Consider the following 15,245-nt stretch of genomic DNA (forward strand, 5'->3'; position numbering starts at 1 on the left):
CGTCAGCCGCTTCGGCTTCCGGCTCAACCTGTTCCTGCTGCGCCTTCGTGCTCAGCAATTTCATGCGTTCACTTCCGCACGAGCTCACCGAGGCCGCCCTCGTCGACGGCGCCTCCGTCTGGCGGCTGTACTGGCAGATCACGCTGCCGCTGTGCAAGCCGGCGATGGCGGCCCTCGCCACCCTGCCGTCCATCTGGATCTACAACGACTTCTCCTGGGCCATCGTCCTGATCTCCACCGGCGAGAACATGCCGATCACCTCGGCACTGAACAACCTCTCCGGCCAGTACTTCACCGACCCCAACCTGATCGCCGCCGGCGCCCTGCTCACCGCGATCCCGACCCTGATCGTGTACTTCGCGCTCCAGCGCCAGTTCGTCAGCGGCCTCACCCTCGGCGCCAACAAGGGCTGACCATCGGCCGCGCCGGCCCCTTTCCCCCTCCCCACCTCCCATTCCTCTGGAGCCGGTAATGAGCACAGAGCGGCAGGCCCATTTCCGTGGGCCACATCCAGCGGTCCAGTGCCCCCGACCGGACGCTGTCCGTCTGCCCGGACTGCAGCCCCCGTTTCACCTGAGCCGCTCTCTCAGCCGGCGAACCCCATCCGTCCCGCACCAGTAGCCGCCGGCGGGGCGCCGATGACGGCGTCGTCGGCCGCGGCAACGGCCGCGCCGGGCTCCTGCCGAGCTGCCGTTGAACACCTCCGGGAAGTCCGCTGAACGGGACTCGGCCGAAGGCCGACAGCGGACGTACCCGACGTCCGATCCCTCGATCTTGGCCCCACCTCGCACATCCTGTCAGCCCCGATCCGGGGTGGGGCCAACCCTCATTCTCGATCAGGCCCAGCGCAGATCGACGAATGGGGCCAAGAGCCGCCCGAGGGTGGGTTCGACCTCCTTCCCGAAGCCGCCCTCCCGTTCACGAAGGAGCAATGATGCTCAGACGTGTTCTCAAGGCATTGCCGGCCGCCTGTGCCGGCGTGCTCGCACTCCTGGTGGCCGGGCCGCCCGCCCATGCCGCCCCGGTCACGTTGACCAATCCCATCGATTTCACCGGGACCAACGGCGATCCCGTCGACGCCCACGGTGGCGGGGTGATCAAGCACAACGGCTACTACTACTGGTTCGGGGAGAACCGGCACCCGGACGACACCTTCAAGGCCGTCTCCGTCTACAAGTCGTCCGACCTGAGGACGTGGGAGTGGGCGGGCGATGCCCTGAACGAGGCGAGCGATCCCGAGCTGGAGTCCGCCAAGATCGAGCGTCCCAAGGTGATCTACAACAGCACCACCAAGAAGTTCGTCATGTGGATGCACAAGGAGAATGCCACGGACTACCGCGAGGCCCGCGCCGCCGTCGCCGTCTCCGACACGATCGAGGGCCCCTACGACTATCAGAGCAGCTTCCGGCCGCCGAGCGGCACCGAGTCCCGGGACATGACGCTGTTCGTCGACAAGGATGCGAACGGCAATGAGACCGCCTACCACGCCACGGCCGCCAAGGACAACGCCGACCTGCGCATCTACAAGCTCAACTACGCCTTCACCGGGTACGACACCAACTACAGGGTGAAGGAAGAGGTCGCCCTGGTCGCCAACCCCTGGCCGGGCCAGTATCGGGAGTCCCCGGCGCTGTTCAAGCGAGACGGTGTCTACTTCATGTTGACCTCCGGCACCAGGGGCTGGAATCCCAACCAGCAGAAGTACGCCACCTCCACCAGCCTCAGCACTGGTTGGTCGGAGATGAAGGATGTCGGTAACGACATCGCCTACGACTCCCAGACCTCGTTCGTCCTGCCCATCCAAGGCACGTCGGGCACCTCGTACCTGTACATGGGCGACCGGTGGGCCGGCGCCGACATCAGGGGCAGGCGCCCGGTCAACGAATCCACGTACGTCTGGCTGCCCCTGACCTTCCCGACCAAGACCACCATGAACCTGCCCTGGTACCCCCAGGTCGAAATCGACACGGCGGCGGGGACGGTCAAGGGCGTGGGCGGCGGCCCCTCCTACAACCTCGTGGCCCGGCACAGCACCAAGTGCGTCGACGTCAAGGACAACTCCTCCGCCGACCACACATCCTCCGCCGACGCCCCCGATACCCAGAAGGCCCCCGTCGTCCAATTCACCTGCAACGGCGGCCTCAACCAGCAGTGGCGTCTGGAGGGCGCAGGCGACGGCTACTACCGCATCCTCGCCCAGCACAGCGGCAAGTGCCTGGACGTCGAGCATGCGTCCACCGCGGACGAGGCCTTCGTGAACCAGTACAGCTGCGGCAGCGGCCAGAACCAGCAGTGGAAGTTCGACGACCGGGGCAACGGCTACTACCGCCTGGTTGCACGACACAGCGGCAAGTGCCTGGACGTTCCGGCCGGCTCCAAGAACGACGATGTCCGCCTCATCCAGTACACCTGCGGTACCGGCACCAACCAGCAGTTCACGCGGCCCAAGGCCTGAACCTCCTGGGACGACACATTGATGCGCTCCACCGCACGCCAGGCCCGGGCCCACCCCGGTCCGCGCCTCGCGTCGGGCGCTCCCCGGACATGCTCGCGTACCTCACCGTCACCGACGCGAGAAGCGACACCATGCCCAGATCGGTTCCTCGTGCCCTGTTGGGAGTCCTCGTGGTCTGCCCCTCACTGCTCGCCCTTCCGCCGACGCCGGCCGCGGCGGCCCAACGACAAACATCACGGTCGACGGGACGTCCGGCGGCCGGACCTTCGACGGCATCGGGGCGATCAGCGGCGGCGGCGGTAACAGCCGCCTGCTGGTCGACTACCCGGAGCCGCAGCGCAGCTAGATAGCAAGTGCCTGGACGTCCCTGAGCAGGCCACGAAGAACGGCACCAAGGTTCGCATCCGGACCTGCAACGGCGGAAGCAACCAGAAGCGGAAGCTCCCCGGTTAGGAAGGTGGCGGAGATCCCATGTAGTCCAGGGGTCTCCGCGCCACCTCGCCACCTCCGACGGCGTCATCCACCTCGCCGATCCTCTGCTCGTGTGGCCAGCGCCGACGCCATCAGATCTGCTCACCCCCCCTTCTGCAACGCACGGCCGCACTGGACTTCGACCTCATCACCCGGCTCCGCGCCGCAGTACCCGTACCGCTGGTCCTGCACGGCTCCTCCGGGGTCGGTGACGCCGACCTCGCCGACCACCCCGCCAAGGTCGACACCCGCAAATACCTCGCCCCCGGACGCGCCGCGCTGGCCCAGGAGGCCGCGCGGCTGCTGTACCTGCTCCGGGCCGGATGAACACTCAGGGAGGAAGTTCTCATGCGAACAACCAGACATCTCGCGGTCCCGGTCGGCCTGGGCCTTGTGGCCTGCGCCCTGACCGGGACCGCCGCTACGGCCCACGCGGCGCCAGCTGCACCCGCTTCCGGCACCGTCTACACCCTGACGAACGCCGCGAGCGGCCAACTGATGGACGTCGGATACGGCTCGACCGCCCCCGGCACACCCGTCGTTCAGTGGCCGTCGAAAAACGGGGCCAGCCAGCAATGGTTGCTGACCCGGACCAGCTCCGGCGCCTATACCGTCAGGAGCGCCGAAAGCGGCCTGTGTCTGGACGTTCCCGACCCGCAGAACTCCGTTCCGCAGCTCGTCCAGAACACCTGCAACGGTTCCGGCGACCAGCAATGGAAGATCGAGTCCGTCGGCGGCGGCAGCTACACCCTTGCCAACGCCGCAAGCGGCCTGCTCGTCGACAACAAAGAGTCGTTGGACAAAGAGGGCAACGAGATCATCCAGTGGCCGTCCAACGGCGGCGCCAACCAGCGCTGGACCCTCACGCCGGCCCTCACCCCGCTCACCCGGGTCGGTACCTACACCGCCGGCCTGATGTCCAACGGCCCCTCCTTCACCAATCAGAGCATCCGCATGGTCGCCCACACCACCGTCGCAGGGTCCAAGCTCCGCGTCCGACTGAGCAACCGCTACGGCACCGCACCCCTGACCATCGACGCCGTCGACCTCGCCCAGGAAGGCAGCACCCCCGGCACCGCCGTCCCCCGCACCCACCACACCGTCACCTTCAACGGCAGCGCCTCCGTCACCATCCCCGCCGGGCAGGACGTCGCCAGCGATCCGATCCCGATGGACGTGGCCGCGAACACAGACCAGCTCGTGAGCCTCCATCTGCCGCGAACGCCCGCGGGCACCACCTGGCACGCAGAGGCACAGCAGGATGCTTGGGTCTCCACCGTCGGCAACCACGTCACCGACGACGGCCTCGGCAACTACCCGACCAGGAAATGGTCCTGGTTCTTCCTCGCAGGCCTGGACGTCATCTCCTCGACCGCCACCGGAACACTGGTGTGCGTCGGGGACTCCATCACCGACGGCGTCGGTTCCACTTGGGGCGCCAACCGCCGATGGCCCGACTACCTCGCCCAGCGCATGAACTCCGCTCCCGGCGGCCCCACCCTCGGCGTCGTGGACGCCGGCATCGGCTCCAACCGCGTACTGACAGACGTCAACGGCAACAACCCCAGCCTCCAGACCCGATTCGACCAGGACGTTCTCGGCCAGCCCAACGTCAAGAGCGTGATCCTGCTGGAGGGCGTCAACGACATCGGCGGCAACCTCGGTTCCAACGGATCGACCCCTCTGACCGCCGCGGACCTCCAGAACGGCATGCAGAAGGTGATCGACAAAGCCCACGCCGTCGGTGTGAAGATCATCGGCGGGACGATCCTGCCCTACGAGGGCGCCGGTTACTACACGCCTGACGGCGAGAAGGTCCGCCAAGCCGTCAACCAATGGATCCGCACCAGCGGCGCCTTCGACGGCGTCATCGACTTCGACAAGGCAATGCAGGACCCCGGCAACCCTCGGGCCCTCAACGACGCCTACGACAGCGGCGACAACCTGCACCCCAACGACGCCGGCTATCAGGCGATGGCCGACGCCGTGAACCTCGCCCTGCTCACCCCGTAGCACCGTGTCAGCCTTCCCTTCCCCTGGAGAGCCGCATGTCCCGTACCGCTGCACGTAGTTGGACCAGCCGCGTCATCGCCCAGGTGCTCGCCGCCGGACTCGCCGTCGCCGGCCTGGCGTCCCTCGACCGGCCGGAGACTTCGTCGCCCCTGACCGCCGAACCGGCTGCCGTGAGTACTCATCAGAACGATGTCACTCCGCCACCGATGGGCTGGGCGTCGTGGAACGGCTTCCTCAGCAGCATCGACCACAACGTGATCAAGCAGCAGGCCGATGCCCTGGCCTTCTCCGGGATGGCCGCCGCCGGATACAAATACGTCAACCTCGACGACGGCTGGTGGCAGGGCCAGCGTGACGCGAACGGCAACATCGTCGTAGACGAGAACCTGTGGCCGGGCGGCATGAAGGCGATCGCCGACTACATCCACGGCAAGGGCCTCAAGGCCGGCATCTACACCGACGCGGGCAAGAACGGCTGCGGCTACTACTACCCCACCACCCGGCCCGCCGCGCCCAACACCGGTATGGAGGGCCACTACCAGCAGGACCTGGAGACCTTCCAGCGCTGGGGCTTCGACTACGTGAAGATCGACTGGTGCGGCGGCAAGGAGGAAGGCCTGGACCAGGAGACCACGTACAAGCAGATCGCCGCCGCCAACGAGGCCGCCTCAGCGGTGACCGGCCGCAAGCTGGTGCTGTCGTTCTGCGAGTGGGGCACCGGACGGCCCTGGAACTGGGCCACGGGCTACGGCGACCTGTGGCGCACCAGCCACGACCTCCTCCAGCCCAAGGAGTCTCCGAGCCTGACGAAGATGTACCACAACTTCGACGAGGCTCTGCAGCCCGCGGCCCAGCACACCGGGTACTACAACGACCCCGACATGCTGACGGTCGGCGTCAACGGAATGACCGCCGCACGCAACCGGCTGCACATGAGCCTGTGGTCGATCGCCGGTGCCCCGCTGCTGGCCGGCAACAACCTGGCCACCATGAGCACGGAGACCCGTGACATCCTCACCAACCCCGAAGTCCTCGCCGTCAACCAGGACCAGCGCGGTCTGCAGGGCGTCAAGGTCGCCGAGGACACCCGGGACCTTCAGGTGTACGGCAAGGTGCTCGCCGGCACCGGCAAGCGCGCGGTGATGCTGTTCAACCGCACCGGCTCCGCCGCGAACATCACCGTCCGCTGGGCCGACCTCGGTCTGACGCCGGCGTCCGCTTCCGTGCGCAACGCCTGGACCCGCACCGACGCCGGTTCCTTCGGCACCGGCTACACCACGTCAGTCCCCGCGAACGACGCGGTCCTGCTGACCGTCTCCGGCACCGAGGCCTCCGGCTCGACCTACGAGGACACCACCACCGCCACCACCCCGACGTTCAGCAATGTCACCGCCTCCACAGCGGGCACCAAGCTCGTCGACATCACCTACGCCAACCGCGGCAGCACCGCCCGTAAGGCCACCATCCAGGTCAACGGCCAGTACAAGTACGTCGTGGCCTTCCCGCCGACCGGCTCGGCCACCACCTACCGGACGGTCTCCGTGCTCGCGCATCTGGCCAAGGGCGCGAACACCGTGAAGTTCGCCGCGATCTCCGGCAGCACCGCACCCGACATCGACGCCCTCCGCGTCCAGGGCATCCCCGGCGCCGACGGCCTGGCCCTCGTCGGCTCCGCGTCCGACCGCTGCCTGGACATCGAGAAGAACACCTACGTCAACTCCACCCAGGCACAACTCTGGGAGTGCTCCGGCGGACGCAACCAGACCTTCACCCACACCTCGCGCGGTGAACTCGTCGTCTACGGCAGCAAGTGCCTCGACGCCGACGCCAACGGCACCAAGGTCGTCATCGGGGACTGCACAGGAGGCACCAGCCAGAAGTGGACGGTCAACTCCGGCGGCACCATCACCAACAACCTCTCGGGCCTGTGCCTGGACGCCTCTGGCGCGGCTACCGCCAACGGCACCCGGCTGATCCTGTGGACCTGCAACGGCCAGAGCAACCAGAAATGGACCCCCACTTGACGGGACCAGTCGAAGTGACAGATGTACCCGGGACGACCGGGACGGAGGCTGAAGGCCCGATCAGAAAGGCAGGGCACTCCATGCCGGACGAGGTGTCCCCTCACCCCAGTCGCCGCACCGTGGTGGCCGGTGGGCTGACCGTCGGAGTCGCCGTCGCGGCCGGTACGTACCTGTCCGCGGCGGGTGCGGAGACCGCCTCAGCCGCCGACGCGACGAGATCACTCTCCCTCATCGTCAACGGCGAGCGCCTGAAGCTCGCCGTCGACCCGCGCAGCAGCCTCCTCGACACTCTGCGCGACGAAGTCGGCGTCACCGGCCCCAAGAAGGGGTGCAACCAGGGGGCGTGCGGAGCGTGCACCGTGCTGCTCGACGGACGGCGCGTCCTGTCGTGCCTCACCTTCGCGGTCCTGCACGACGGGCAGGAGGTCACCACCGTCGAAGGCCTCGCCGACGGCGACCGCCTGCATCCGGTGCAGCAGGCCTTCATGGACCACGACGCGTTCCAGTGCGGCTTCTGCACCTCCGGGCAGATCATGTCGGCTGTCGCGCTGCTCGAAGAGCAGCCGGGGATCACCGAGGACCGCATCCCCGAAGCCATGAGCGGCAACCTGTGCCGGTGCGCGGCCTACTGCAACATCAGGGACGCGATCGCGTCGGCCTCGGACACGATGGCGAAGGGGCGGTAGTCGTGGAGCCGTTCCAGTACGTCCACGCACGCAGCGTCGGCGAGGCGGTCGGTCTCCTGGCTCGTCACCCCGGGGCAGAGGTGATCGCTGGCGCCACCGATCTGACGACCCTGATGCGCGACGGCATCCGGCGGCCGAGCCACCTCATCGACGTCAACGGGCTCGCTCTCGACGAGATCTCCGCCCTGCCGGACGGTGGGCTGCGCATCGGCGCGCTGTGCCGCAATGCCACTGACGACCAGCGGATCGTGCGGGGCTTCCCCGCCCTCGTCGAGGCGCTGCGCTCGGGCGCGTCCCCGCAGATCCGCAACCGCGCCACGTTCGGCGGCAATCTCCTGCAGCGGGTGCGCTGCCCCTACTACCGGCAGCCCGAGTTCGCCTGCAACCGCCGCGATCCGGGCTCCGGCTGCGCGGCACTGGACGGTGACAGCAGCAGGCACGCCATCCTGGGCACCAGCGGCTCCTGCATCGCCGTCCATCCTTCCGACTGCGCCGTCGCGCTCCAGGCACTCGACGCCGAGGTCGTCGTCCGGGGACCCCGTGGGGAGCGCCGTATCCCGATCGACGCCTTCCACCGGCTGCCTGGCCGCACACCCGAGCGTGAAGTCATGCTGCGCGACGACGAGATCATCCTCGCCGTCGAGCTGCCGGGCCGTGCCTCCTCGGCGCACTCTCACTACGTCAAGTTCCGCGAGCGCGCCTCGTATGCCTTCGCGCTGGCGTCCGCCGCCGTCGCCGTGGAGGTGCGCGGCGGCACGGTCCGCTCGGCCCGGATCGCGCTGGGTGGCGTCGCACCCAAACCCTGGCGCGCGAGGGCGGCGGAGCACGCCCTGCTCGGCCGTCCCTTCGGCAAGGACGCCATCGACGCGGCCGCCCGCGCGGCGACCAAAGGCGCGGCCCCGCGCCCCGACAACACGTACAAGGTGAGCCTGGCCCAAGCGGTCGTGCAGCGGGCCCTCACCGAACTCGGAGGTGCGCGATGACGTCCAGGACCGAGGTTCCCGAATCCGGGATCGGCGCGCCGGTCAACCGCGTCGAGGCGCGTGACAAGGTCACGGGATCGGCCCGTTACACCGCGGACGTGCGCTTGCGGGACATGGCGCACGCCACCGTCGTCACGAGCACGATCTCCGCGGGCAGGGTGCGCCGTATCGACACCACCCGGGCCCTGGCCGCACCCGGCGTGCTCACCGTCATCACCCACCGCGACCGGATGCCGTGGCGGAGCACCCCCGCCGACACCGGCTACCTGGAGAATCGCTTCCCGCTCGCCGACGACAAGATCACCTACTACGGGCAGCACCTCGCGATCGTCGTCGCCAAGAACCTGGAGCAGTCCCTGCACGCGGCGTCGCTCGTGGACATCGACTACGAGGTGGACGCGTCCGTGCCCACACTCGACGAGGCAATGCCCGACGCCTACACCGCGAACGGACGCCTCATCCGCCCGCCATGGCCGCAGCACCTGGTGCTCCCGCCCGGCGCCGACCCGCAGGCGGCGCTGGCCGGCGCGGACGTGCGTACCGACTCCACCTATCGGGTGCCGCACTTCAGCCACGTGCCGCTGGAGCCGGGCGCCGTGGTCGCCGAATGGTCGGGCGGCACGCTCACGCTGCACGACTGCAGCCAGGACGTGCACGGCCACCGGGAGGTCGTGGCCGCCGTGTTCGGGCTGCCGCCGGAACGCGTCCGGGTGCTGTCCCCGCTGGTCGGCGGGGCATTCGGCAACAAGACCGACGTGTGGGGGCACTCCCTGCTCGCCGCGCACGCGGCCAGGGTGGTCCGACGCCCCGTCAAACTCGTGCTCAGCCGCAAGCAGGTGTTCACCTCGACGGGCCACCAGCCGCCGATCGTTCAGCGCATCCGGCTCGGTGCCGGCAGGGAGGGGAGGCTCGCCGTGATACTCCACGACACGGTGAACGCGACCGAGATGCGCGGTGACCGGCCCGAGCCCGCCATCATCTCCACCGCCTCCTCCTACGCCGCGCCGGTCCTGGCCGTGGACGCGAAGATCGCGAAGGTGAACATCGGCCCGTCCATCAGCCTCCGCTCCCCCGGTGACGCCCCCGGCTCCTTCGCCCTGGAGAGCGCCATGGACGAGCTGTCCTACCGCCTCGGCATGGATCCACTGGAGCTGCGCCGCCGCAACCACCTGAACACGGACCCGCTGACGGGCAAACCGTGGAGCGCCAAGCACCTCCTCCAGGCCTGCGAGTTGGGAGCCGAGCGCTTCGGATGGGCCCGGCGCACGGCCGAGCCCCGCTCGATGCGCGAGGGCGGCGAACTGGTCGGCTACGGCATGGCCACCGCCGTACGCGGGGAAATCCCCGACCGGGCCCGGGCCGAGGTCGAGATCCGCGCCGACGGGACGGCACAGGTGCGCACCGCCACCCAGGAGATCGGCACCGGGGCCCTCACGCTGGTCGCCCAGATCACGGCGGCGGGCACGGGGGTTCCCCTGGGCAGGGTGTCCGTCCGCGCAGGCGACACCAACCTGCCCAGGACCGCGGGCAACGCCGGCTCGCGCACCACGGGCTACACCGGCTCCGCCGTCCACCTCGCGGCGGAGAAGGCCCGCCGGGCCGCCGTGCGGATGGCCGTCACCGACCCGGACTCGCCCCTGTACGGGCTGGCGGACGGCGAGGTCGAGGCGGCCGACGGGCGGCTGTTCCACCGGGACGACACCAAGCGCGGGGAGACGTATCGTGCCCTGCTTGCCCGCCACGACGGCAAGCCGGTGGTGGCCGAGGCGAGTTACACCCCCCGGACCTCCCACGCCGTGGCCACGTTCGGCGCGCACTTCACCGAGGTGCGGATCGACCCGGACCTGCCGAGGGTCCGTGTCACCCGGCACGTGGCGGTCTTCGACGTCGGCAGGATCACCAACCACAAGGCGGCCAGGAACCAGGCCCAGGGCGGCATCGTGTTCGGTATGGGCTGGGCGCTGATGGAGAAGCTGACGCCCGATCCGGTCTCCGGCCGGTACGTCGACGCCGCGCTGACCGACTACCACATCCCGGTGAACGCCGATGTCCCCGACATCGAGGTGCTGTTCATCGACGAGCCCGACACCATCGCGCATCCGCACGGCAGCAAGGGCATGGGCGAGGTGGTCTCGGTCGGCGTCGCCGCGTCCATCGCCAACGCCGTCCATCACGCCACCGGCAGGCGGATCACCGACCTGCCCATCACCCCCGACAAGCTGGTGGGATGACGTCATGCGCGACATTCTTCCGCAGCTGGCGGGGTGGTGGGCCGAGTCCCGGCCGTTCGCCCTGGCCACCCTCGTCGACGCGGCCGGCAGCACACCCTTCCCCGTGGGCACGGCGATGGCCGTCGACGGCGCGGGCGCGGCGCTCGGCGCGATCAGCGGCGGCTGCGTCGACGCCGACGTCGCCGCGACGGCGCAGGAGGTGCTGCGCGACGGCCGCCCCGTGCTGCGCCGCTATGGCCCCGCCGGACCCGCCAGTGGACCGTTCGACGTCGGTCTGACCTGCGGAGGCACGGTCACGGTTTGGATCGAGCCGGTGCCGCCGGACAGCGCTTGGTGGCTGCCCGTCCTGGCCACGGCGGTCGAGGCCGGGCGCCCCGCCGCGCACGCCATACGGCTGCGCGGCGCCGGCTCCCGGCACCTGGTCGTGCTGCCCGACGGCGGCCGGGAGGGCAGCCTCGGCGCGGGCGAGGTGGACCGCGATGCCGAGGCGGCGGCGCGGAGCCTGCTGCCCGAGGGCGGCACCGCGGTTCTCGTCTCCGGTCCGCAACCGGACGTCTTCGTCGCCGCACATGCCTCCCCGCCGCGGCTGGCGATCGTCACGTGGACGCCGGTGGCCGGGCCCCTGGCCCGGATCGGCGGCGAACTCGGCTACCGGCCGATCGTCCTGGAGCACCGCCCGGTCTTCGCGGCGCAGGCACGGGACGCCGGTGTGGAGGTGCTTCCCGGACTGCCGCAGACGGGGCTGCATACCCTGCGCGGCGAAGGCGCGCTCGACGGCCGCTCCGCCGTCGTGGTGCTCACGCACGATGCGCGGGTCGACGTTCCGGCGCTGCTGGAAGCCACCGAGGCGGGCGTCGGGTACCTGGGCGCGATCGGCTCGGCGGCGACGGTCCGTGACCGGGACGCACGACTGCGCGACGCCGGACTCGGCGAGGCGGGGCGCGCCGCGATCCACTCGCCGATCGGCCTGCCCCTCGGTGGCCGCACCCCGGCCGAGGTGGCCACGGCGATCGCGGCCCAACTCGTCGCCGTACGGGTCAGCCAACCGCATCCAGGTCCGCGTCGCGCAGTTGGGAGCGGCTGCTGATGCCCAGCTTCGGGAACACCTTGTACAGGTGGTAGCCGACGGTCCGCGGGCTCAAGGAGAGCCGCGCGCCGATCTCCCGGTTGCTCAGCCCCTCCGCTGCCAGCCGGGCAACCTGCAGCTCCTGGACCGTCAGCCGAGCCGACGGATCGCCGCCGCGGCGCCGTGGCGCACCACCCGCCGCACGCAGCTGGGCGCGGGCGCGCTCCGCCTCGCCCCGCGCCCCGAGACCCTCCAGCGTGTCCAGCGCCGAGCGCAGCTGTGCTCTGGCCTCGCCCTCGTGCCGGTTCCGCCGCAGCCACTCCCCGTACAGCAACGCGGTGTGCCCCCGGGCAAGCGGAGCGTCCGCCGCGCCCGCGGCCGACAGGGCCGCCTGGAAGTGCTTGTCCGCGGCGTCGTCCTCCGCGAGCAGGGCGCGGATGCCGTGCCGGGCCAGCTCGGGCCAGACCAGAGTGGTCTGGCCCGCCCACTCCTCGAACGCCCGCGCCGACTGCTCGGCGGCTTCCCTGCGGTTCGCGCGCACGTGCGCCTCCACCACGTCGAGGGCGGCCTGCCGGGCCACCCGGCTGTGGGCGAACGGTGAGCCTGGCTCGCCGAGCGCCGCCAGCCGTTCACAGGCCTCCGCGTAGTCGCCGGCGGCGAGGGACAGCCGCCCCAGCGCCCACTGCGCGGTGCCCGCCGCCGACCTGTTGGCCTGCGGCACCGCGAGAGCTTGGGCGCGCTCGGCGTACCCGCGGCAATCCTCCGCCTCGCCGCGCCCGGCGGACAGCAGGGCCAGCACGGCGAGCAGATCCGCCTCCAGGACGGGCTGCCCGACGTCCCGGGCCATCCGCAAACCTTCCTGCGCGTGCGCCTCGCACTCGGGCCACAGCCCGGTCCGGTACTCCAGGTCCGCAAGCCACGACAGGAGCAGGCCGCGGACCGCCAGCATGCCGGACGTGGCGAAATGGTCGCAGGCTTCCACGATGAAGGACCGGGCGATCCGGGGGGAGGCCCCGAGGTGGCCCAGCGCGGCAGGCCACGTGTGGAGGTGCGCATCGTTGCGGCTGAGGCCCTCTGGCGCGGCCTGGAGGATCTGCCAGGGGGTCAACCTGTCCCGGGGACGGCCGACGACCGCGTCCGCCAGCCAGCTCCCGTACCGGGCATACCCGGGATCCTCAACGCCGGCGGCCTCGATGAGCCGCGCGGCCCGCAGGGCCTCGTCCGTCCGGTCGGCGCGCAGCGCCCCGTCCACCGCCATGAAGGCGAGAGTCACCGCCTTATCGGGGGACCGGCCGGCCAGCGTGGCGGCGCTGTCCAACAGCCGGGCCACCGCCGCCTGTTGATCGCCGCCCCAGAGCTCCATCATGCCCCGCAGCCGGTCGAGCTCCAGCTGAGTCCCGTCGTCCGCAGGCCGGGACAGTGCCTCCCTCAGCAGCGGGTGGGCGAGCTGCGGGCTGCCCGACTTCCAGGCGGCGTGGGCCGCGGCGGCGAGCCGCCTGGTGTGCATTTGCTCCGTGGGGCTCAGCAGCGCGGCCCGGTGCAGTACGGCCGCGGCCGCGGCGAGTCCGCCCCTGCGGCGCACCGTCTCCGCGCCGGCTTCCAGTGCTTCGGCGAGCCGCTCGTCGGGGCCGGTGGCCGCGAGCGCGCGGTGCCATACGGCCCGTTCGCGCTGCCCGCCCTCCGGGTGTTGTGTCGCCAGCTCGTCGGCGAGCGCGCGATGCGCGAGCGCACGTCGGCGAGCGGAGGCGTCGGCGTACACCGCGGCCCGTACGAGCGGATGCCGAAAGCGCAGCCGGGCACCCGGCACCTCCTCCAGGTACCCGGCGGCCTCCACGACGTCCAGTGCCTGCGCGTCGACCGCCAGCCGTCGGGCCGCGGCGAGCACGGTGCCGGTGTGGCCGCTGTCTTCCGCCGCCGCCACCAGCAGGAGGGTGCGGGCGGATTCCGGCAGTTCCCGGGTGCGTTGGGCGAAGACCTCGCGAAGGCGCAGGCTGAGCGGGGCGGTGCCGGTGAGCACGACCTTCTCCGCGACCTCCGCCGGACTGCCGAGCCGGACCAGTTCCTCCAGCGCCAGCGGGTTTCCTCCCACAGCGGCGACGACGGCACGCCTGGCCGGACCCGGCGTCCCCCACCCGTGCTCGTCGAGGAGGGCGGACGCGGCGTCCGGGGCGAGCCCGCGGAGCGTGAGCTGTGGCAGGTCCCCGGTGGCCTCCCCGACTTCACGGACAGCGGCGAGGAAGGCGATGGAACGGCCCTCGATGCGGCGGGCGGCGAAGAGCAGCACACCGGCGGTGGCCGGATCGAGCCAGTGCAGATCGTCCGCGACGAGCAGCAGGGGGGTGCGTGCAGCGGCCCGGTCCAGCAGGGACAACACGGCTGTGCGGACCAGCAGATCCGCAGCGGGTGCGGTGGACAGGCCCAACGCGCTGTGCAGCGCGGCGGCTTGATCGTCCGGCAGCTCCGGCAACCGGTCGAGCAGCGGCGTCAGCAACCGCTGCAGTCCACCGAAGGCCAGGGCGACTTCGGCCTGGACGCCCGAGCAGGTCAGTACACGCGTGCCGCTGCCGGCCGCGGCAACGGCACGCCGCAGCAGCGCCGTCTTCCCGACCCCGGCATCCCCCTCCACGATCAGCGCTCCGCCCCGGCCCGCACCGGCCTCGGCGACAAGCCGACTCAGTGCCTGGAGTTCCCTTTGCCGCCCGTAGAGCATGTGGGGAGGCTACCTCCGGCGGGCCGCGCTCTTGTCAATGGCGGATGAGTGAGGGACCTCTCAATCAGGTCGAATAGTGGCGCGAAAACCCCGGAGGAGCTACTGTCGAGAGGTAGAACGACCGGTCTTTCTGTGAAGGTGGCCTCTGGCTGCCTGGGCGGGTCTGCCTCCAGCCCGAGGACTCTCGCGGGGTCCCCGGTGCACGTCGAACAGGGATGACGAACTTCCATGAAACCAATCCGCTCCAGGGTCGAGGTGGGCCCCGTCAGTGAGCTCCTCGCCAGCCTGACGCCGCGCGCCCAGCCGGCTATCGCGAACCGGTACGCGATGCCGTGGTGACCGGTCTCGCGTGAGTCCCCGCTGGGGTCAGCTTCCCGATCGGATCCGTCGGAGCGCGTCCAGCAGGTCTTGTGAAAGGGGTGCGGATCCTGTTGCGGTGAGCCGCCCCCCAGGCAGCGGACCGGATGGGCCGCGTCCGAGAACCCGACGGCCCGCTCATGAACGACGATCCGCGAAAGCCGCGTTCGCGCGCGTGCTCGCCGATTGCCTCGAAGACGAGGTCGATCGCCTCGGCGGGCGGGTGCCCGGCGGCCGGCCGTTCGCCTG

8 protein-coding genes and 3 pseudogenes are annotated in these 15,245 nt (G+C 70.6%); 10 read left to right on the forward strand and 1 reads right to left on the reverse strand.

Features of this window, described 5'->3' with window-relative positions:
• Positions 1–38: 38 nt before the first annotated feature.
• From HNR57_RS39190 to HNR57_RS21445, 10 genes and pseudogenes are all read left to right on the forward strand, one after another.
• A pseudogene (locus tag HNR57_RS39190) lies at positions 39–413 on the forward strand (carbohydrate ABC transporter permease); the annotation flags it as partial.
• Between the two features lie 521 nt (positions 414–934).
• The gene (locus HNR57_RS21410) at positions 935–2,455 is read left to right on the forward strand and encodes an RICIN domain-containing protein (RefSeq protein WP_184561763.1); all 1,521 of its coding nucleotides are present in this window, start codon (positions 935–937) and stop codon (positions 2,453–2,455) included.
• Positions 2,456–2,586: 131 nt separating this feature from the next.
• Positions 2,587–2,795, forward strand: a pseudogene (locus HNR57_RS40885) (hypothetical protein); the annotation flags it as partial.
• Between the two features lie 248 nt (positions 2,796–3,043).
• Positions 3,044–3,253: pseudogene (locus HNR57_RS40890) on the forward strand (class II fructose-bisphosphate aldolase); the annotation flags it as partial.
• A gap of 21 nt (positions 3,254–3,274) precedes the next feature.
• Positions 3,275–4,939 (forward strand): RICIN domain-containing protein, encoded by a 1,665-nt coding sequence (locus HNR57_RS21420; RefSeq protein WP_184561765.1) that lies wholly within the window; start codon positions 3,275–3,277, stop codon positions 4,937–4,939.
• 35 nt (positions 4,940–4,974) lie between these two features.
• The gene (locus HNR57_RS21425) at positions 4,975–6,963 is read left to right on the forward strand and encodes a ricin-type beta-trefoil lectin domain protein (protein WP_184561767.1); all 1,989 of its coding nucleotides are present in this window, start codon (positions 4,975–4,977) and stop codon (positions 6,961–6,963) included.
• Positions 6,964–7,043: 80 nt separating this feature from the next.
• Positions 7,044–7,649 (forward strand): (2Fe-2S)-binding protein, encoded by a 606-nt coding sequence (locus tag HNR57_RS21430; RefSeq protein ID WP_184561769.1) that lies wholly within the window; start codon positions 7,044–7,046, stop codon positions 7,647–7,649.
• Positions 7,650–7,651: 2 nt separating this feature from the next.
• Positions 7,652–8,632 (forward strand): FAD binding domain-containing protein, encoded by a 981-nt coding sequence (locus HNR57_RS21435; RefSeq protein WP_184561771.1) that lies wholly within the window; start codon positions 7,652–7,654, stop codon positions 8,630–8,632.
• A complete protein-coding gene (locus HNR57_RS21440) occupies positions 8,629–10,863 on the forward strand; it encodes a xanthine dehydrogenase family protein molybdopterin-binding subunit (protein ID WP_184561773.1) in 2,235 nt (744 codons plus the stop codon). Before HNR57_RS21435 ends, HNR57_RS21440 begins: the two co-directional genes overlap by 4 nt.
• 4 nt (positions 10,864–10,867) lie before the next feature.
• On the forward strand, positions 10,868–11,950 hold the full coding sequence (locus HNR57_RS21445; RefSeq protein WP_184561775.1) for an XdhC family protein: 1,083 nt from the start codon (positions 10,868–10,870) through the stop codon (positions 11,948–11,950).
• Here the strand turns inward: HNR57_RS21445 and HNR57_RS21450 are convergent.
• Positions 11,901–14,639 (reverse strand): AAA family ATPase, encoded by a 2,739-nt coding sequence (locus tag HNR57_RS21450; RefSeq protein ID WP_184561777.1) that lies wholly within the window; start codon positions 14,637–14,639, stop codon positions 11,901–11,903. The two genes, HNR57_RS21445 and HNR57_RS21450, sit on opposite strands and share 50 nt — an antisense overlap.
• Positions 14,640–15,245 lie beyond the last annotated feature (606 nt).

The sequence above is a fragment of the Streptomyces paradoxus genome (assembly GCF_014202475.1).
GTDB classification, from domain to species: Bacteria; Actinomycetota; Actinomycetes; order Streptomycetales; family Streptomycetaceae; genus Streptomyces; species Streptomyces paradoxus.